21 protein-coding genes and 1 pseudogene are annotated in these 19,317 nt (G+C 43.8%); 18 read left to right on the top strand and 4 right to left on the bottom strand.

The features are described 5' to 3' along the window. Positions 1 to 33: 33 nt before the first annotated feature. Positions 34 to 696 (bottom strand): elongation factor P hydroxylase, encoded by a 663-nt coding sequence (locus OKC24_RS12220; RefSeq protein ID WP_131277700.1) that lies wholly within the window; start codon positions 694 to 696, stop codon positions 34 to 36. Between the two features lie 97 nt (positions 697 to 793). Here OKC24_RS12220 and OKC24_RS12215 point away from each other — a divergent pair, with 97 nt between their 5' ends. The 6 genes from OKC24_RS12215 (at position 794) to OKC24_RS12190 (ending at position 4,197) form a co-directional block, all read left to right on the top strand. After that, entirely contained in the window at positions 794 to 1,351 is a 558-nt protein-coding gene (locus tag OKC24_RS12215) for a YceD family protein (protein WP_131277698.1), read from the top strand. 75 nt (positions 1,352 to 1,426) lie between these two features. Further along, positions 1,427 to 1,609: a 50S ribosomal protein L32 gene (gene rpmF, locus OKC24_RS12210; protein ID WP_005011848.1), complete on the top strand. Its 183-nt coding sequence runs from the start codon at positions 1,427 to 1,429 to the stop codon at positions 1,607 to 1,609. A 206-nt stretch (positions 1,610 to 1,815) separates the two neighbouring features. Beyond that, a complete protein-coding gene (fabD, locus tag OKC24_RS12205; RefSeq protein ID WP_131277696.1) occupies positions 1,816 to 2,802 on the top strand; it encodes an ACP S-malonyltransferase in 987 nt (328 codons plus the stop codon). Beyond that, a complete protein-coding gene (gene fabG, locus OKC24_RS12200) occupies positions 2,799 to 3,533 on the top strand; it encodes a 3-oxoacyl-ACP reductase FabG (RefSeq protein ID WP_265465379.1) in 735 nt (244 codons plus the stop codon). The genes fabD and fabG overlap by 4 nt, the downstream gene beginning before the upstream one ends. 83 nt (positions 3,534 to 3,616) lie before the next feature. Beyond that, positions 3,617 to 3,853, top strand: coding sequence for an acyl carrier protein (gene acpP / locus OKC24_RS12195; RefSeq protein ID WP_005011841.1), 237 nt, complete (start codon positions 3,617 to 3,619; stop codon positions 3,851 to 3,853). A 209-nt stretch (positions 3,854 to 4,062) separates the two neighbouring features. After that, on the top strand, positions 4,063 to 4,197 hold the full coding sequence (locus tag OKC24_RS12190; RefSeq protein WP_265465375.1) for a hypothetical protein: 135 nt from the start codon (positions 4,063 to 4,065) through the stop codon (positions 4,195 to 4,197). Between the two features lie 62 nt (positions 4,198 to 4,259). On the opposite strand, the gene OKC24_RS12185 is transcribed toward OKC24_RS12190, so the two are convergent. Next, a complete protein-coding gene (locus OKC24_RS12185) occupies positions 4,260 to 4,727 on the bottom strand; it encodes an Lrp/AsnC ligand binding domain-containing protein (protein WP_018572660.1) in 468 nt (155 codons plus the stop codon). A gap of 137 nt (positions 4,728 to 4,864) precedes the next feature. On the opposite strand from OKC24_RS12185, the gene OKC24_RS12180 reads away from it, so the two are divergent. The 7 genes from OKC24_RS12180 to OKC24_RS12150 all read left to right on the top strand — a co-directional run bounded on the left by OKC24_RS12180 (position 4,865) and on the right by OKC24_RS12150 (position 12,209). Next, the gene (locus tag OKC24_RS12180; RefSeq protein WP_131277694.1) at positions 4,865 to 6,124 is read left to right on the top strand and encodes a D-amino acid dehydrogenase; all 1,260 of its coding nucleotides are present in this window, start codon (positions 4,865 to 4,867) and stop codon (positions 6,122 to 6,124) included. Between the two features lie 36 nt (positions 6,125 to 6,160). Further along, positions 6,161 to 7,258 (top strand): alanine racemase, encoded by a 1,098-nt coding sequence (alr, locus tag OKC24_RS12175; protein WP_131277692.1) that lies wholly within the window; start codon positions 6,161 to 6,163, stop codon positions 7,256 to 7,258. A gap of 37 nt (positions 7,259 to 7,295) precedes the next feature. After that, entirely contained in the window at positions 7,296 to 7,655 is a 360-nt protein-coding gene (locus OKC24_RS12170) for a RidA family protein (RefSeq protein WP_131277690.1), read from the top strand. Between the two features lie 142 nt (positions 7,656 to 7,797). Next, positions 7,798 to 9,240, top strand: a complete 1,443-nt coding sequence (locus tag OKC24_RS12165) for an amino acid permease (protein WP_086210756.1) — start codon at positions 7,798 to 7,800, stop codon at positions 9,238 to 9,240. Positions 9,241 to 9,742: 502 nt separating this feature from the next. Then, positions 9,743 to 10,843, top strand: coding sequence for an acyltransferase family protein (locus OKC24_RS12160; RefSeq protein WP_265465367.1), 1,101 nt, complete (start codon positions 9,743 to 9,745; stop codon positions 10,841 to 10,843). Positions 10,844 to 10,917: 74 nt separating this feature from the next. After that, a complete protein-coding gene (locus tag OKC24_RS12155) occupies positions 10,918 to 11,931 on the top strand; it encodes a hypothetical protein (protein WP_131277687.1) in 1,014 nt (337 codons plus the stop codon). Positions 11,932 to 11,981: 50 nt separating this feature from the next. Beyond that, positions 11,982 to 12,209, top strand: a complete 228-nt coding sequence (locus tag OKC24_RS12150; RefSeq protein WP_131277684.1) for a hypothetical protein — start codon at positions 11,982 to 11,984, stop codon at positions 12,207 to 12,209. Positions 12,210 to 12,265: 56 nt separating this feature from the next. Here OKC24_RS12150 and hemJ read toward each other — a convergent pair whose 3' ends face one another. Continuing rightward, positions 12,266 to 12,718, bottom strand: coding sequence for a protoporphyrinogen oxidase HemJ (hemJ, locus tag OKC24_RS12145; RefSeq protein ID WP_131277682.1), 453 nt, complete (start codon positions 12,716 to 12,718; stop codon positions 12,266 to 12,268). A 23-nt stretch (positions 12,719 to 12,741) separates the two neighbouring features. Continuing rightward, positions 12,742 to 13,971 carry a beta-ketoacyl synthase N-terminal-like domain-containing protein gene (locus OKC24_RS12140; RefSeq protein ID WP_131277680.1) on the bottom strand — a complete coding sequence of 410 codons (1,230 nt, stop codon included), beginning with the start codon at positions 13,969 to 13,971 and terminating at the stop codon, positions 12,742 to 12,744. 271 nt (positions 13,972 to 14,242) lie between these two features. On the opposite strand from OKC24_RS12140, the gene OKC24_RS12135 reads away from it, so the two are divergent. The 5 genes and pseudogenes from OKC24_RS12135 to OKC24_RS12115 form a co-directional block, all read left to right on the top strand. Beyond that, positions 14,243 to 15,715 carry an EcsC family protein gene (locus OKC24_RS12135; protein ID WP_131277678.1) on the top strand — a complete coding sequence of 491 codons (1,473 nt, stop codon included), beginning with the start codon at positions 14,243 to 14,245 and terminating at the stop codon, positions 15,713 to 15,715. A 155-nt stretch (positions 15,716 to 15,870) separates the two neighbouring features. Beyond that, the gene (gene rpsL / locus OKC24_RS12130; RefSeq protein ID WP_004648013.1) at positions 15,871 to 16,245 is read left to right on the top strand and encodes a 30S ribosomal protein S12; all 375 of its coding nucleotides are present in this window, start codon (positions 15,871 to 15,873) and stop codon (positions 16,243 to 16,245) included. Positions 16,246 to 16,424: 179 nt separating this feature from the next. Then, entirely contained in the window at positions 16,425 to 16,895 is a 471-nt protein-coding gene (rpsG, locus tag OKC24_RS12125) for a 30S ribosomal protein S7 (RefSeq protein WP_005011815.1), read from the top strand. A 130-nt stretch (positions 16,896 to 17,025) separates the two neighbouring features. Next, on the top strand, positions 17,026 to 19,161 hold the full coding sequence (gene fusA / locus OKC24_RS12120; RefSeq protein ID WP_005011812.1) for an elongation factor G: 2,136 nt from the start codon (positions 17,026 to 17,028) through the stop codon (positions 19,159 to 19,161). A 93-nt stretch (positions 19,162 to 19,254) separates the two neighbouring features. Beyond that, a pseudogene (locus OKC24_RS12115) lies at positions 19,255 to 19,317 on the top strand (GTP-binding protein); the annotation flags it as partial.

The raw sequence follows: 19,317 nt of genomic DNA, 5'->3' as shown, positions 1-19,317 counted from the left end.
GCACGTCATCTATTAGAGTGGAAATTGAGCCACTTAATCAAGCATTTCACGTTGAAATTCATTCGAATGTAAGCTTTTGCCACTTCGGGTGCAGTAACAGATGCAGTCGATAAAGCGCTGCGCATCACGCGGAAGCGCTGCGTCACTGCTAAAATAGCGTTGCAGCTGTGCGTAGACATTGTCCTTAAAAGAAGCGCCGTTGCCGCCTTCACCTGTTAAATTATCTAAAGAGACGCGGAATTTGCGTCCAAACGCTTTGGAAAATAGCCACTCAATGGCTTGCGGCTTAATTTCCACCTGTTCAAATAACGCCTGCTGTTCAGCTGTCCTGCCGTCTGGCGCATACCAGTAGCCTAAATCCGGCAAGAGGCGGCGCTGATCGCCTGCAATGCACCAATGGCTGATTTCATGCAGGGCGCTGTTGAAAAAACCGTGCGCAAATTGAATGCGGGCAGGGGCGGTTTCATCCGCTGGGAAATATTCAGGTTCAAAATCACCTTTGACTAAAGTGACATTTAAGTGGGAAAACCAGTGATTAAAGTGTAAGATGAGCCAATCGACCTGTTCTGGTTCTGATGATGCTTTAGCCCATTGCGAGAGTTGCACTGGCTTGGCTGAACTGTCAGAATTGGCGGTTGAAAGTGTGCTCATAAGTGATGAAACATTCACTTCTGTTTGCGGCTGCAACAGATGCATGACTTGAATTACCCAAATGGTCTGTCTAAATAAGTACAAAATTGTATCTTAATCTTTGACAGAGTACTGATGAATTTGTAGAATTGCCGCCTTAATTATGTCAGCAAATACCTTTCCGGCACAGATTGAGCCGTTTAAATGGGCCGAACAAGGCTTCAAGTGGTCAGGTCAACTGCCATTATCACGTTTTGTTCGAATTTCCCGTGAAGCTGTTGGATCAATTGATGATCAATTGATTAACATAGACTGTAAGCTATCAATGGATGCCTATCATCGCATTGTATGGCTGGATGGTCACGTTGAAACAAAAGTATCTGTAGAATGTCAGCGCTGTCTGAACTCTGTAGATCTTGAACTTGTTTTAGATTTCCATCTGGCTCTTGTGGATGATGAGTCACTGATAGAGCGCTTGGATGAGGATGCTGATTTCATTGTTCTAGGTGAAAGTGAAGCAACGGTTAAGGGCAGCTTTGATGCGCCTGCAACTGCTGATTTACTGGCGCTTATAGAGGATGAATTGTTATTGTTGATGCCTTTGTCTCCAAAGCATGAGTTTTGTGAGCATAAGCATCAGCCTGCCGTTGAAGAGCTTGCTGAAGAAAAGCGGGATAACCCGTTTGATGTTTTGGCAGGTTTGAAGGGTAAACTTAACTAATTTTTGTGTTATACTGTGAAGTATAAGACAACTGAATTTGTTCTGATCCATTTTTTCGATTTGTAAGGAGCCATCATGGCCGTTCAGCAAAACCGTAAAAGTCGCTCTCGCCGTGACATGCGCCGTTCACATGACGCTTTAACCGAGAATGCATTAACAGTAGACCAAACGACTGGTGAAACTCACCGTCGTCACCACGTAACTAAAGATGGTGTCTACCGTGGTCGTCAATTATTCGCTAAAGCATCTGCTGAATAATTGATGATGTATTAAGCGTCAAGCTTAGTAGAAAAAAATGGGAGCGTTAAGCTCCCTTTTTTTGTGCCGATTTTTGTTGTATTTGGCAATTACTAAATGCAAATTTAAATGTTAAATTTCCGCACCACATATGAGCTGATATGAGGTCTTGCTGAAATAGTGAACATTTGTCATGTCTCAGCATATCTTAATTAAAGGATTTTTTTATGTCTGCTAAACAACTCGAGCAAGCGGCTCTGGCAACTAAAACTGCATTTTTGTTTCCTGGCCAAGGTTCACAAAAAATCGGCATGCTGGCTGATCTTGCAGAACAGTTTAGCGGTGTTAAAGCGACATTTGCTGAAGCATCGGAAGCAGTTGGTTTTGATTTGTGGCATATCGCGCAAAGCGGTGAAGGTTTAAATCAAACTGAATTCACTCAGCCCGTGCTGCTGACTGCAAGTATTGCCTTATGGCGCATATGGCTGGAGCTGGGCGGGATTATGCCGAAGTACCTCGCAGGCCATTCTTTAGGTGAATACAGTGCCTTGGTGGCGGCAGGCGCAATGAGTTTGGGCGATGCTGTGAAACTGGTCAACTTGCGCGGCAAGCTGATGCAGGATGCTGTGCCGCAGGGTACAGGCGCTATGGCAGCGATCTTGGGCTTTGATGATGAGAAAGTAATTGAGCTTTGCGCCCAAGTAAGCGCATCGGGTCAGGGCAGTGTTGAAGCGGCCAATTTCAATGCGCAAGGCCAAGTCGTGATTGCAGGCGCTAAAGACGCTGTAGATGCAGTCATTGCGTTGGCGAAAGAAAATTCAGGCAAAGCGATTGCGCTGCCGGTGTCTGTGCCGTCGCATTGTTCATTGATGAAACCTGCTGCGGAGCAGTTTGCGGAAGCTTTGGAACAAACTGCCATTGAGCTGCCGCGCATACCTGTAATACAAAATGTCAATGCGGAAATTGCCACTGATGTAGCGCAATTGCGTCAGGCATTGACTGCACAGCTGTACCAGTCTGTGCAGTGGAGCAAAACCATGCAGTTCATTCAGGACCAAGGGGTTCAGTATGTTGCAGAGTGCGGTCCGGGCAATGTGCTTGCAAATATGGCAAAACGATTGCCAAATATCGAAAAAGCATTTCCATTAGACTCAACAGGTCGCTTGGAAGATGCACTAAACGCCATTTTAATGGCTGAAGGGAAAATTGCATGACACAAGAACGCAAAGTTGCACTGGTTACAGGTGCAAGCCGGGGGATTGGCGCAGCCATCGCTCAGCAGCTGATTCAAGACGGTTATTTTGTTGTAGGCACAGCAACTTCTGAATCCGGCGCAGAAAAGCTTTCTGCTGCATTAGGCGAACATGGCGCTGGCAAGGTGCTGGATGTACGCGATAGCGCAGCGATTGATGCTTTAGTGTCAGACATTGAGCAAAATTATGGTCCTGTTCTTGCATTAGTGAATAATGCAGGCATTACCAAAGACAACCTGCTGCTTCGCATGTCAGAAGATGACTGGGATGATATTTTGAATATTCATCTGAAAGCAGTCTACCGTTTGTCTAAACGTGTGCTGAAAGGCATGACCAAAGCGCGTTTTGGACGCATTATTAACATCAGTTCTGTGGTTGCGCATTTCGCCAACCCAGGCCAGGCGAACTATTCTGCGGCCAAAGCCGGCATTGAAGCGTTCAGCCGCAGCCTTGCAAAAGAAATGGGCAGCCGTCAAATCACTGTAAACAGTGTGGCGCCCGGTTTTATTGCAACAGAAATGACAGAACAGTTGAGCGAAGAAATTCGTAAGAAAATGAGCGATCAAGTGGCTTTAGGCCGTTTAGGTGCGCCTCAGGATATCGCTGATGCTGTAAGTTTCTTGGCTTCAGACAAAGCAAGTTACATTACAGGTACAGTGTTACACGTAAATGGCGGTTTATACATGGCTTAAGCCGAAGTATAAACTTTCCAAATTATTTATATTCAATTAAACTAACGGCATTAAAAACGCCACAAGCAATGAGGAGAATTCCTGTGAGCGATATCGAACAACGCGTTAAACAAGCGGTTGCTGAACAACTTGGCCTTAAAGTTGACGAGATTAAAAACGAAGCATCTTTCATGGATGACTTAGGTGCTGACTCTCTTGACCTAGTTGAGCTTGTTATGTCTTTCGAAAATGACTTCGACATCACTATTCCAGATGAAGATTCTAACGAAATCACAACTGTTCAATCTGCAATTGACTATGTTTCTAAGAAACTGGGTTAATTTCCGATTTTTCAGCTTTGCTGAAATAAAAAGGCCGCCAGTATTGGCGGTTTTTTTATGGAAGCCTGTTCAGTTTTATCTTTAGATGAATTTACGTTTTTAGCATGAATGGCAGCTGAAAGCGGCTGTATTTTTCGCTATAAAAATGGTGCATGAATTGTTGCATTTCAGCTTCATAACTTAAGGTAAAACAATAAGAAACGCTCAGCATGAATCTTTTTGATGTTGTTAAAGGCGTGGGTAAAAATACAGCGCCGGCAGAACCGCCAGCAATACTTGCAGAGCTGACTGCAGGAAATTGCCAACAAGCTTTTGGGGCATTAAGAGTCAGGGTTTGCCTATGACAGCGGCTTTTTTACTGCGCGTCATTTGGGCGGCTGCTGTGCAGTTTTTATATTAAGGTAGGCTAAGAATCCACATCCAAATACAGGCTTTCCTTCACTTCTTCCATCACCACATAGCTGTGGGATGACGCTGAAGCCGGCAGCTTTTTCAGGATATTGCCCAGCAGCTTGCGGTAAGCGCTCATTTCTTTTAAGCGCGCTTTGACTAAATAGTCGAAATCGCCTGAAATCAGGTGGCATTCCAGCACTTCTGGAATATCGGTTAAATCCCGGGCCACCTGCTCAAAAACATCACCAGATTTAGCTGAGAGCTTAATTTCTAGAAAGACCAGCAGGCGCTTATCGACGAGTTCGGGGTTAAGCCGGGCGTAATAGCCCATGATGATGCCGTCGCGTTCCAGCCGTTTGACCCGTTCAGAACAGGGGGTGGTGGACAGATTGACTTGAGCCGCCAATTCGCTGATGGCAATGCGGCCATTCTTTTGCAGAATATCCAAAATCATGCGGTCGATACGGTCTAATTTGCGCATTTATTTTTCCCTGTCTTTTTAATAATTTCACGATAAAACAAGTGAATCCACTGAAATTAAGCTGCAAAAATAGCAAAATCAACTATTGAACCAAAAATATACTAGTGAAATAAACTAGTGTGTGTAAGGGATCAATCATGCGTGTAATTGTCTTAGGTAGTGGTGTCATCGGTGTTGCAAGTGCGTATTACCTTGCACAACAAGGCGCAAGCGTTACGGTTTTAGACCGTCAAGCTGGTCCTGCTGAAGAAACTAGCTTTGGCAACGCAGGGCAAATCTCTCCAGGTTATTCTACACCATGGGCTGCACCGGGTATTCCTTTTAAAGCTGTAAAGTGGATGTTCCAGCATCATGCGCCGTTGGCGATTAACATTGACGGCAGCATGTGGCAGCTGAACTGGATGGCACAAATGCTGAAAAACTGCAATCCGCAAAGCTATGCCATTAACAAAGAGCGTATGACCCGTGTTGCTGAATACAGCCGTGACTGCTTGCGTGAACTGCGTAAAGAAACCGGCATTCACTATGAAAACCGTGCGAAAGGAACTTTGCAGGTTTTCCGTAATGAAGCGCAGCTGGATGCAGTACAGCGTGACATCCAAGTATTAAAAGAATGTGGCGTCGACTACGAACTATTATTAAAAGATGACTTAGCCAAAGTTGAGCCAGCTTTAGCCTATGCCAAAGACAAACTGGTCGGTGGTTTACATCTACCAAATGATGAAACAGGCGACTGTTACTTATTTACCAATGCTTTGGCCAATCTTGCGAAAGACATGGGTGTAAAATTTAAATTTAACCAAAACGTTGAAAATCTTGTGGTTGAAGGCGATGAAATCAAAGGTGTGGTGGTTGATGGTCAAGTGCTAACAGCAGACCGTTATGTGCTTGCTTTTGGTAGTTATTCACGTGATTTCTTGAAACCATTGAATTTGAATTTGCCTGTATACCCTGTCAAAGGCTACTCACTAACCATTCCAATTGTAGATCCTGCATTTGCGCCACAGTCTACGGTTCTTGATGAAACTTATAAAATTGCCATCACGCGTTTTGACCAACGTATCCGTGTGGGGGGGATGGCAGAACTGAGTGGTTTCAACCACGGTTTAAACCAAGATCGCCGTGCAACTTTGGAGATGGTGACTCAAGACTTATTCCCAGGTGGGAACTTAGCTGAAGCCAGTTTCTGGACCGGTTTACGTCCAATGACACCAGACTCAACGCCAATCATTGGTGCGACTCGTTTTAAAAACCTATTCTTAAATACAGGGCATGGCACCTTGGGTTGGACCATGGCATGTGGTTCAGGCAAGCTCATCAGTGACTTGGTGATGAATCATCAACCAGACATCAGTACTGAAGGTCTCTCTATTCAACGTTATCCTTCAGCAGCCTAATCCGTTTTAGGCCGTATTGATTCAAGGAAGAAGAAAATGCCACGTCCAATTACTGCAGTGATTCATAGCCAATCACTGCAGCATAATTTAAATGTTGCCCGCACTAAAATGCCGAATAGCCAAGTCTATGCGGTGGTCAAAGCCAATGCTTATGGTCATGGTATTGAACGCGTCTATCAAGCGTTCAAATCTGCCGATGGTTTTGCGCTGCTCGATTTGGCAGAGGCAAAACGCATTCGTGCTTTGGGCTGGACAGGCCCAATTCTGTTACTCGAAGGTATTTTCTCAGAGCAAGATCTATTTGACTGCCATGAGCTAGGTTTAAGCTTCAGTATTCATAGTGAATATCAACTTGAATGGTTAGCGCGTTTTCCTTTAGAGGCGCAGTTCGATGTTTATTTAAAAATGAACAGCGGCATGAACCGTTTAGGTTTCCGTCCTGAACAGTACCGTCAAGTATGGCAGCAGCTCTCAAACTTGCCTCAAGTTCGACGTTTGACCCATATGATGCATTTTTCGGATGCCGATGGTGAACGTTTCGGACGTGATGGCATTGCGCATCAATGTCAGTTGTTTGATGCCATTACCCATGATCTACCGGGTGCACGTTCAGTCAGCAACAGCGCAGCCATCTTACGTCATGAACAGTTGCAGTCGGATGTGATCCGTAGCGGCATTATGCTTTATGGCAGTTCTCCAGATTATCCAAGCCACTCCATTGAAGACTGGGATTTGCAACCTGCCATGAGTTTGCGTAGCGAGTTGATTGCCATTCAGCAGTTAAAAGCAGGTGATAGTGTCGGTTATGGCTCAAAGTTCATTGCTGAAAACGACATGCGTGTGGGTATTGTGGCTTGTGGTTATGCCGATGGTTATCAACGGATTACCGCAACAGGTACGCCTATTTTAGTCGATGGACAACGCAGTAGCTTGGTCGGACGGGTCAGCATGGACATGTTGGCAGTTGATTTATCTCACCTCCCAAATGCCCAAGTTGGCGACGAAGTGGTGTTGTGGGGTACATCGAAACAGGGCGCTGTGCTTAGTATTGATGAAGTCGCAGCAGGTTCAGGCACGATTGGCTATGAGCTGATGTGTGCTGTCACTGCACGTGTCAATTTTATCCAAGATTAAATTTTATTTTTATACAGTTTCATACAAGGAAAGACCTATGTCACATTCAGACATTCAAACATTCAATACCAACGAAGTCATGAGTGCAGTCACTGTGTTTAATCAAGTGGTGTATTTGTCAGGGCAAGTGCCAAAAAATACCGACAATGATGTCGCAGGTCAGACTCGTGAAATTTTAGCAACGATTGATGAGCTTTTAGCTTTGGCAAATACAGATAAATCACGTTTGTTATCTGCTCAGCTTTACATCAAAAATCTCTCTGATTTTTCAACAGTCAATGCGATTTGGATTGATTGGATGAACGGTTGTGTGGCGCCTTCACGTGCCACGATTCAAGCTGATTTGGTGAATCCAAACTGGTTGATCGAAATTGCAGTAACGGCTGCACAAAACTAATTTTTTAAACTCTCCCCGTGTGTATCAGCCCTTTGGCTCAGGCTGAATGGCTGATCAGCGTATAAATGCCGCCCGTTAGGAAAACGAGCACTGTATGAACATGGTTTATACGCAAAAAAGGACATTAACAGGATGTTAAATTATGACGACCACACCACAAGCTGACGGTGCAAATGCATCATCGCATGAATTACAACGGAAATTATCCAACCGCCACCTGCAATTGATTGCCATTGGTGGCGCGATTGGTACGGGCCTATTCATGGGTTCGGGCAAAACCATCTCTCTTGCTGGTCCTTCTATCCTAATCATTTATATGATTATCGGGACCATGTTCTTTTTCCTAATGCGTGCATTGGGCGAAATTTTATTGTCAAATTTGCACTATAAGTCGTTTATAGACATGGCTCATGATCTGATTGGGCCGGGTGCGGGTTACTATATCGGTTGGTCCTATTGGCTCGGTTGGGTCTTGGTCGGTATAGCGGACTTGGCAGCCATTATTAACTATCTCGGTTTTTGGCTTCCGCCAGATATGACCTTTACGCCTATGGGGCAGGCTTTAATCAGTGTCGGCTGTGTACTGTTTGTCCTTGGGCTAAATTTGCTGACCGTGAAACTCTTTGGCGAAATTGAATTTTGGTTTGCTTTAATCAAAATTTTAGCCATTTTAGGGTTGATCGTGATTGGTGGCTTTATGGTGTTTAGTCATTTCCAAGCACCGGGCGGTTCAGTTGCAAGCTTTAGTCATGTTTGGTCGCATGGCGGGATGTTCCCTCAAGGTGGTAGTGGCTTTTTAGCAGGCTTCCAAATAGCACTCTTTGCCTTTGTCGGTGTAGAGCTGATTGGAACCATGGCTGCTGAAACCAAAGACCCTGAAAAGAACTTACCGAAAGCAGTGAATGCGATTCCAACCCGTATTATTTTATTCTATGTGTTGTCGCTATTTGTCGTGATGTCGGTGACACCATGGAATCAAATTCCTGCGGATCAAAGCCCATTCGTTTCACTATTTTTACATGCGGGTATCCCAACTTCAGCCATCATTATGAACTTGGTGGTACTGTCTTCAGTGATGTCTTCCATGAATAGCGGCGTGTTCTCTACATCACGGATGCTGTTTGGTTTGGCAAGAGAAGGGCAAGCACCACAGAGCCTAGCGCGTCTGTCAAAACGTGCGGTACCAGCAAAAGGCCTATTCTTCTCATGTGCCTTTATCATGGCAGGTGCGGCGCTACAGTATTTTGTACCAAACACCGTTGAAGCCTTTACATTAGCCAGCTCATTGTGTGTGATTCTGTTTATCAGTATTTGGAGCATTATTATGGTGTGCTATATCCGCTACCGTAAATTGCGTCCTGAGCTACATGCAAAATCGACCTTTAAAATGCCGGGCGGTGTTTGGATGTCTTATGTGGTCTTAATCTTCTTATTCTTCACGTTGGTTATTTTGAGTTTAGAGGCGGATACCCTTCGCGCATTGATGATCAGTCCGCTATGGGTGATTATTTTAGCCGTGACCTATCAACTGCTGTACAAGCCACGTATGAAAAAACGTCTGTTAGAACAGCAACTGGATAACTAAGTAAATTCATTCTGTTCTTGTGATATTTGAAAGAAAGCCCTGCATAATCAGTAATACCAGTCAGTTTCTTAACTGACTGGTATTTTCTTTTTTAAGTTTGAAGTTTTATTCGATACGTGACAATGTCATCCGCAACCTGTCTAGCATTTAAAGTGGACTGTTTTGCAAAGAAAATTTTTTAAATATAGAAAGTGAATAGGTTTTGCGGATGACAAATGTTTTTGGTTCTTTTGGCAAATGAGAAGTACAACTTCGCAAGGAGCAAAACGAACTCCAGCAATGGAAACTTAAAACGGTAAGACTCCGCAGTAAAGAGCTAAATTCATTCTGTACTTGTGATATTTGAAAGAAAGTCCTGCATAAGCAGGGCTTTCTTTTTGCTTGAGCTGAATCAATGGGTTCTAATTCAGTGTTAGATAATTGTATGATTTTATATATAAAAGCTATTTAAATCTGATGGTTTCACTTTTAATGAAGCACTTTAAAATTTTAACAATGATTTATGCGTAATTATAAAATTGACATCCTGCGTGGCGTGTCCATCCTTTTGGTGTTGATTCACCATTTTAATATTCCTTATAAGTTACACGATACCTTTCTCGGTATCCCCATTGCGGGCGAGAGCTTAAGTACCTTGATTGCCCGAAAAGGCAACTATGGTGTGACCATGTTTTTTGTTATTTCAGGTTTTTTGATTACCCAGCATACTTTACAGCGTAGTGGATCTTTGGCGCAGATTAAGCTGAAAGATTTTTATATCCGTCGTATTGCCCGAATCATGCCGTGTCTGGTGTTATTGGTCGCGATGGTCAGTGTGCTCGGAAGCTTAGGATTACAACCCTTTATCAATCAGTCGCCCAATGGCGTAGAGGTGTCCTATGCTGTGACTGTTCTTTCAGCTTTGAGTTTCTGGATGAATCTACTGATTATTGAATATGGTTGGGTGAACTATGCTTTGGGCGTATTGTGGTCTTTATCGGTTGAAGAAGTCTTCTATTTAGCCTTTCCCGTCCTGTGTTTAGGGCTTGGTCGTGGCAAAGGCTTTATCGTTTTTCTGCTCGCCGTCATCGCGTATGCACCGTATTTTCGTGCCCTGCATTTTGGCGAGGAAAGCGGCGCGTATCTGTATCATTATTTTTCTAGCTTTGATGGAATTGCTATTGGCTGCCTCACCGCAATGTATGCACAGTATTTCAAGGGAACTATTTATAATCAAAAAATGATTGTTGCAGTAACAATGCTTCTGATGACCGCTTTATATTTTTACGCACCCATCAAAGAGGTGAGTACTTGGAGCATCAGCGTATTTGCGCTACTTACGGCGTTACTCATATTGTGTTTTGCCCAAGATCTCGAAGTTAAACCTGCCTCATACATGGCCCAGAGTTTGGTTTGGATTGGACAGCGTAGTTATGAAATGTATCTGTTTCATTTGATTATTCTTGGCTTAATGAAAGTGGTGTATTTCCCAAAAGATACTTTAGCAGCTGAAAAGTTGATGTTGTTGCCTGTTTATTTTATCACGGTGTTTATTTTGAGTTGGGCGATTGAGAAATATTATTCGACTCCCTTGAATAAGAGGATTCGAAAAAGCTGGATTTAAGCTTCGGTGCGTTAAAAAATTTTAGTGTTTATGGCGAGCTGTATAGATCTAAACTAAATAATAAGAGAAAAGGTATGCTTCAAAAAAAATGTGTGGGGTTATTTGTTCTGTGCTTAATTTTCGGCAGTTCTTATATAGCATGGTTACAGAAAGAAGTTAAGCTAGGTCAAAAAGCGATCAATAATTTAAAGCTTGTTCCAGCCTATGATTTTAACATAAAACAAGAAGCTTTCTTTTATGCTAATGGGTTTGATGCGATGGAGAATATTGAACCTTTACAATTGGGAAAGCAAAGTTATGATTTAGATTGGAGATTATACAAAGAGGATTTCACTACAAAAAAATCAAGTCACAATTTCCCAGAAATTAATGTTCAAAGAATTAATTATGAGAAGCATTGGAGTAAAGAGGATAAAGAATTACTTAAGGGGGTAAAGGCTCATTTACAGTCGGCTGAATTTTTTGATACTGCTTTCTGGAGTAAAAATAAAAGGGAAATTGAAGCTTTAATTTCTAGGAATAAGTTCTTAATAGAGCGTTATGAGCAAGAGATTAGTCAGCAAAATTATCATTCACTCATCCAAACACCGAATGCTAATCCTCCCTATGCCTTATATCATGATATCCACACATTATTTCTGACCAATCTATATTTGAAGGGAAGTGCTGGTGATGTTTTAGAATATATTCATTTAAAGCTTAATCGTTTGAATGAAAATTTAAATAGTGTTGAGAAGGCTCTTGTCATTGCTCAGGTGAGTCAAGCTATTGATGTGTTAAATATTCTAGCTCAGCGTCAGTCTAAAAAAACTCAATTACCCCAATTAAATATCGAACAGTTGAGTTTTGAGAAACAAGCTGCTTATGAAATGCGTAATGCTTATTATATTTTTAAAAGTGTCGATGAACTTCTAAAACGAGCATATGATCAGTCATCAGATCTGGCTAAATTGTGGGGGAGAATCTATACCCCTTTTGCCTTTAATTTTAATCAGTCAATGAATCAAGCTAATTTAAGTTATCAGCCTTATATTGAAGTGTTAAAATTAATCAAATCCAGTTGCCTAGGCAGAGGAAGTGGGTTTTAAGTAATAATATTGGCAATATTCTTAATCAGGTTGGTAGTAGTACTTATTGGGTGAATGACCTATTACGCCCACGTCTTTTAAATAATAAAATTCAGGTATTTAATATTATACATTCAGGTCAAAATACAGATCGGGAAATTTCTGAAAAAAGTCAAGAAGGCTATGTTTTTATTAAAAATGCCAATCAGCTTTGTATCGTGAATCCTTTTGAAAAAAGGCAAAAGTTAAATGAACGATTGCAACAAGATAGTTGTGTTGAGATCTATCCGAAACATTAACCACTAACAGATAAAAAACCTCCATTTCGGAGGTTTTTTTATTTATAAATTTTTAGTTAGAACGTCGGTTTAACCACCACCAAAATCACCACTGCAAATAAAATCAACGTTGGCATTTCATTAAAGAAGCGCCAAAATTTGTGTGACTTGTAGTGCGCATGACCAATCAATTTCTTACGGTAATAACCGCAAACAAAGTGGTAAATCACCAGCAAGCTAACCAAACCGACTTTGAGGTAGAACCACAGGGCTTCATGGTAGTGGCGTGTTGCATCACCCCAATCGACCAAGAAATGCGCCGTGATCAGTGTTGCAATCATCGACGGCCACATAATGCCTCGGTACAGCTTGCGTTCCATGACCTCAAAACGCTGATGGCTGACGGCATCATCACTCATGGCATGGTAAACATAGAGCCGTGGCAAGTAGAACAATGCAGCAAACCAGCACACCACGGCAATAATATGTAATGCTTTCACCCACAAGAAAGCATCAGAAGGAGCATCCATCAAGTCACCCTAAAATGGGCGGCTTAGCCTTCCCACTTTTTGAAAATGAGACATGCATTTACGCCGCCAAAACCGAAACTGTTACTCATCACAGTATTCAATTTTGCGTCACGTTTTTCAAGCACGATATCAAATGGTTTTGCGCCTTCATCCAGTTCAGTCACGTTAATGTTGGGTGCAATAAAGTCATTTTGCATCATCAGGACTGAGTAGATGGCTTCTTGTACGCCAGCAGCACCTAAGCTGTGGCCTGTCATTGATTTGGTTGAGCTCAGTGGAGGAACTTGACCTTCGCCAAATGCGCGCTCCATTGCTTTTAATTCAGTGATGTCGCCGGCAGGCGTTGACGTGCCATGCGTATTCACATAGTCAATCTTGTCTACGCCGTGCTGTTTTGCTTCTTCAAGCGCCATCAGTACACAGCGTGTCGCACCTTCTCCAGATGGGGCAACCATGTCTGCACCATCAGAGTTTGCCGCATAGCCCACAATTTCAGCCAAAATGTTGGCGCCGCGCGCTTGCGCATGTTCTAAAGACTCAAGCACCACAAAGCCGCCGCCGCCAGCAATCACGAAACCGTCACGGTCAGCAGAGTAAGGACGAGACGCTGTTTCTGGCGTGTCATTGTATTTTGAGCACAGCGCGCCCATGGCATCAAATAACAAGCTTTGAGACCAGTGATCTTCTTCACCGCCGCCTGCCAGCATTAAGTCCTGCTTGCCCAATTGAATGAGGTTGTAGGCATAACCAATGGCATCTGCAGACGTTGCGCATGCGCTGGTAATGGTATGTGCAACACCTTGCATTTTAAAAGCAACGCCAACGTTTGCCGTAATGGTGTTTGACATGTTGCGCGGCACGAAGAATGGGCCGACTTTGCGTGCGCCTTTGGTGTCCAGCAATTCTTTCATTTCAACGACAGATGCCGTTGAACCGCCGCCTGAACCGCCAGTAATGCCGTAACGCGGATTGCCGCCAATTTGCTCTGCCGTTAAGCCTGCATTTTCAACCGCAGCCAAGGCTGCATTGTATGCATACATGGCGCAAACGCCCATAAAGCGCTTTAAGCGGCGGTCAATGCCGTCAAAGTCCTGTTCAGCAGCTGCGCTGATATGGCTCTTAAAGTTCAATTCCGCATAAGTCGGATTAAAACGTGTTCCTGAAATCCCGTTTTGCAAAGAGTGAGTAACATCTTCCAATGTATTACCAATGCATGAGTTAATCCCCATACCAGTGATTACAACACGTTTCATCTACAGATCCCTTTATGTTGAGTTAGAGATGCAGAAGCCCCGCGCATTCAAGACGCTGCGGCGGTTTACATCTCATGTTATTCAATTGCAATCATGATAGCAGAAAGATTTTTGAATTCTTATGGCAAATCCTATGCCTATTTATGCTGAGCTGGAATTGAACACAGTTGGCCGATAAGTTAACTAAAAGATACACAATGATATTGAGATAAACTCAGACAGGACCTAGTATTTATCCACAATTTCAAGAATTGCAAATGCGGGGGAATGAATGGCGGATTCTAATAATAAACAGACAGCAGGATTCTTATCAAATGCCTTTGGAGTGGCTAAAAAGCTCAGTGCGGCAGGCGCGTCATTGCTGAATCAGGCAGCGCCGGACACCGTCACTAAGCTTTCCTCATCAGAAAACCATGCCAAGGCAATAGAAGGAACTGCACAGTATAAAGGCATTTTTAACGTCAAAAACTATGATAATCCGCAGCAGGTGCTGCGCGAACATGTCCCGAATGTTTCACGTCAGCTGCTGGGCCGTCATTACAGCAAGGTGAACAGTGTGGCGCATCTTGTAGCGCCGCAGTTTTCAGACAAAGTTTCAGACTATCTCTTTGATCAGCTGAATCACTTCAGCAACAGTTTAAGTTCAGTGGATGATGTGCTGGATCAGGCAGGCGTGCGTGATTTAGAAGAACTGACTCAAGATGTTGACCGCTCTAAACGCCTCAGCTCAGCTTTGGCGGAGCAAAATAAATGGATCGCTGCTGTGCAAGGCGCACTGACAGGCGCAACAGGGGCATTGGGATCGGCTGTTGATATTCCTGCTTCCCTAGTGATGTCTTTGCGGGTGATTTATCAAGTCGGGCGCGCTTACGGTTTCGATTTGAGCAAAGAAAGCGATCAGGATATTGTGCAGCACATCTTTAAACAGATTGATTTAGGCATTATTGCAGAAAAGCAGGCATTGCTGATGGGCTTAAAAGCCCTTTCAAGCACCATTCAAAACAGTGATATCAGTCAGCTGCAGCAAATGCTGGGTTCCAGCAATGATGCTGAGGCGCTGAAAAAGCATTTGATTGATGAACATGGACAATACAAATGGGGCTGGCTCAACCAAGTGCCTAAGGTTTCGGTACTGGATAAGCTGACCCAGCTGACTCCGTTGGCCAGTGCGGGAATCAGCGCGGTCTATAGCCGCCGTCTCGTTGATGAGGCGAATCAAAAAGCGCAATTGGTATTTTCACATGCGCGTGAATATTTGATTCAGCATGCAGATCATCAGCTGTCGCCCTTGGCGGCTTATGAAAAGTCACTGGATCTGCTGGCGCAGGCTGCGCCCAAATTATTGGAATCCATTAAGTCGATTGAAAGCAGCTTAAAAGAGCCTGTGATAGGGCGGGAGGCTGATATTTCGGGCAACCGCAATATCAGCCAAGTGAAAATCATGAAAAAAGGCAAAGCGCCTAAAGCGCAGCCGGAAGACAAGGCCTCAGGTATTTCAGAACAGCTGGATGCCTTGGCGAAGAAAGAAGTCGCCCCTAGTGAAGCTGTTCCGCCGCAAAAGCCGGCTCTATCCGAAGTGATTGAAGAGCCTGATGCAGACGATGCATATGCAGACAGCAGTTTTGTCGATGAACAGCCAGTAGAGGCTGCAATAGACGCTGCAGTGGAAAAGACGCTGGAACCTGCGAAAAAGCCGGCAAAGAAAAGAGTTACAAAAAAGCCGGCAAATGATGCAGGGGAATAAGCTGTTTATACGCTTCTGAATATTGGATTGAATGTAATCCAGTCAAGATTTGGCTGCATGCTGAATCTTGACCATTTTGGCTTCCTGAATTACAATTGCATGCCCTCAAAAAGCAGTATGGTTTTGGGGCTTTTTATTAACGGGAGAATTGCCAAATGGCAACAACAAATCAGTTGATCCGCAAGGGTCGTACGACTTTGATTGAAAAATCAAAAGTTCCTGCGTTGAAGGCTTGTCCACAGCGTCGTGGTGTTTGTACACGTGTTTACACAACTACACCTAAAAAACCTAACTCAGCAATGCGTAAAGTTTGCCGTGTTCGCTTAACTTCAGGCTTTGAAGTTTCTAGCTACATCGGCGGTGAAGGCCATAACCTGCAAGAGCACAGTGTTGTTCTTATCCGCGGCGGCCGTGTAAAAGATTTACCAGGTGTGCGTTACCATACCGTTCGTGGTTCTTTAGACTGCGCTGGTGTTAAAGATCGTAACCAGTCTCGTTCTAAATACGGTACTAAACGTCCTAAGAAATAATCTTTCGAGATTAAGCTCTTAGTTCGCTAGAACTGCAATCCTTTATCGTCTCGCTTGTCTGATTTCTGCATTAATTTTGTGAAATTCAAGCGACGTGTAGTAAGGCCAGCGAAGGGTGCATGACACTTTGCACTGATGCTGGATAAACCTGAAGTGTCATATTTATTAGGTAGTTTAAAATGCCAAGACGTCGCGTAGTTGCTGCTCGTGAAATCCTTCCGGATCCGAAGTTCAGTAGCCAAACAATCGCTAAATTCATGAACCACGTAATGCAAGATGGTAAAAAATCTATTGCTGAAAGTATCGTTTACGGTGCTTTAGACCGCGTTCAAGAAAAATCAAAAGTAGATCCAGTTGAATTTTTCGAGACTACTCTTGAAAAAGTTCGTCCTATGGTCGAAGTAAAAGCACGCCGTGTCGGCGGTGCTACATACCAAGTACCTATGGAAGTACGCCCATCCCGTCGTACTGCCTTGGCTATGCGTTGGTTAGTAGATGCTGCTGCTAAGCGTTCTGAAAAAACTATGGCTTTACGTCTTGCTGGCGAGTTGCTTGATGCAGCTGAAGGCAAAGGCGCAGCGATCAAAAAACGTGAAGATGTGCACCGTATGGCTGAAGCCAACAAAGCCTTCTCTCACTACCGTTTCTAAGCGGATAAAACAGCCCCTATTCAGGAGGGTGGCAAAGCAGTTTTCACTGTTTTGTCATCGAATCGCTTTAAGCTGCTCTGCAGCTTAAAGCGTCCTGTTTTAATAACAAAATTTAGGAATGCAAGAAATCATGGCTCGTCAAACCCCAATTTCTCGTTATCGTAACATTGGTATTTCTGCGCACATCGATGCGGGTAAGACCACAACAACTGAACGTATCTTGTTCTACACAGGTGTATCTCACAAAATTGGTGAAGTACATGACGGTGCAGCAACAATGGACTGGATGGAGCAAGAGCAGGAACGTGGTATTACCATTACTTCTGCTGCGACGACTACATTCTGGTCAGGTATGTCTAAGCAGTTCCCTGAACACCGTATCAACGTAATTGATACTCCGGGACACGTTGACTTCACAATCGAAGTTGAACGTTCTATGCGTGTTCTTGACGGCGCGTGCATGGTTTACTGTGCTGTAGGCGGTGTTCAGCCTCAGTCTGAAACTGTATGGCGTCAAGCGAACAAATACCAAGTGCCTCGTTTAGCATTCGTGAACAAGATGGACCGTACTGGCGCCAACTTCTTCCGTGTTGTTGAACAAATGAAGACACGCCTTGGTGCGCACCCTGTACCTGTAGTTATCCCTGTTGGCGCTGAAGAAAACTTCCAAGGCGTAATCGACTTGATCGAAATGAAAGCGATCATTTGGGATGAAGCTTCACAAGGCATGCAGTTCGAATACGGTGAAATCCCGGCTGAACTTCAAGCGACTGCTGAAGAATGGCGCACCAACATGGTAGAAGCTGCTGCTGAAGCTTCTGAAGAGTTGATGGATGAATACCTGAACAATGGCGATTTGAGCAAAGAGCAAATCGTAGCTGGTCTGCGTGTTCAAACTTTGGCTTGTCAAATTCAGCCAATGCTTTGCGGTACTGCGTTCAAAAACAAAGGTGTTCAACGTATGTTGGATGCTGTAATTGAATTCTTGCCGTCGCCTACAGAAGTTAAAGCGATTGAAGGTGTTCTTGACGACAAAGCTGAAACTAAAGCTGTTCGTGAAGCATCTGATGAAGCTCCGTTCTCTGCGCTTGCGTTCAAAATCATGAACGACAAATTCGTAGGTAACTTGACTTTCGTACGCGTTTACTCTGGTGTTCTTAAGCAAGGCGACTCGGTTTATAACCCAGTTAAATCTAAGCGTGAGCGTATCGGCCGTATCGTGCAAATGCACGCAAACGATCGTCAAGACGTTGAAGAAATCCGTGCCGGTGATATCGCTGCGTGTGTAGGTCTTAAAGACGTAACTACTGGTGATACGCTGTGTGATGAGAAAAATATCATCACTTTAGAACGTATGGAATTCCCAGAGCCAGTAATTGCATTGGCTGTTGAACCAAAGACTAAAGCTGACCAAGAAAAAATGTCTATCGCTTTAGGCCGTTTGGCTAAGGAAGATCCATCATTCCGCGTTCGTACAGATGAAGAATCTGGTCAAACAATTATTGCTGGTATGGGTGAGCTTCACCTTGACATCATTGTTGACCGTATGAAGCGTGAATTCGGCGTAGAAGCAAACATTGGTAAGCCAATGGTTTCTTACCGTGAAACGATCAAAAAGTCAGTTGAGCAAGAAGGCAAGTTCGTACGTCAAACTGGTGGTAAAGGTAAATTCGGTCACGTATACGTACGTTTAGAACCGCTTGATCCTGAATCAGGAAAAGATTACGAATTCGTAGAAGAAGTTGTAGGCGGTGTAGTACCTAAAGAATTCTTCGGCGCTGTGGATAAAGGTATCCAAGAGCGTATGAAGAATGGTGTCTTGGCTGGTTACCCAGTTGTTGGCATTAAAGCTACATTGTTCGACGGTTCTTACCACGATGTCGACTCTGACGAATTATCGTTCAAAATGGCAGGTTCTTATGCCTTCCGTGACGGTTTCATGAAAGCAGATCCAATCTTGCTTGAACCGATCATGAAAGTTGAAGTAGAAACTCCAGAAGACTACATGGGCGATATCATGGGTGACTTAAACCGTCGCCGCGGTATGGTTCAAGGTATGGATGATTTGCCTGGCGGTACTAAAGCAATTAAAGCTGAAGTTCCACTTGCAGAGATGTTTGGTTACGCGACTCAAATGCGTTCTATGTCTCAAGGCCGTGCAACTTATTCAATGGAATTTTCTAAATATGCTGAAACTCCACGTAACGTGGCTGAAGGCATCATTTCTAAGTTCCAGTCTGGCGGTAAAAAAGGTGACGACGAGTAATCTTTCGATTACTATAAGCCCAAACTAATTCATAGTTAAAAACCAAGTGCTCATGCAGTGTCCCTGCATGAGTAGTTAAAAAAGGAAGATCTCATGGCTAAGGCTAAGTTCGAACGTAATAAGCCACACGTTAACGTGGGCACAATTGGTCACGTT

The sequence above is a fragment of the Acinetobacter entericus genome (genome assembly GCF_026168575.1).
GTDB lineage: Bacteria > Pseudomonadota > Gammaproteobacteria > Pseudomonadales > Moraxellaceae > Acinetobacter > Acinetobacter bouvetii.
Note: the sequence above shows the minus strand (reverse complement) of the source record. Positions and strands in the feature narration are given on the sequence as shown.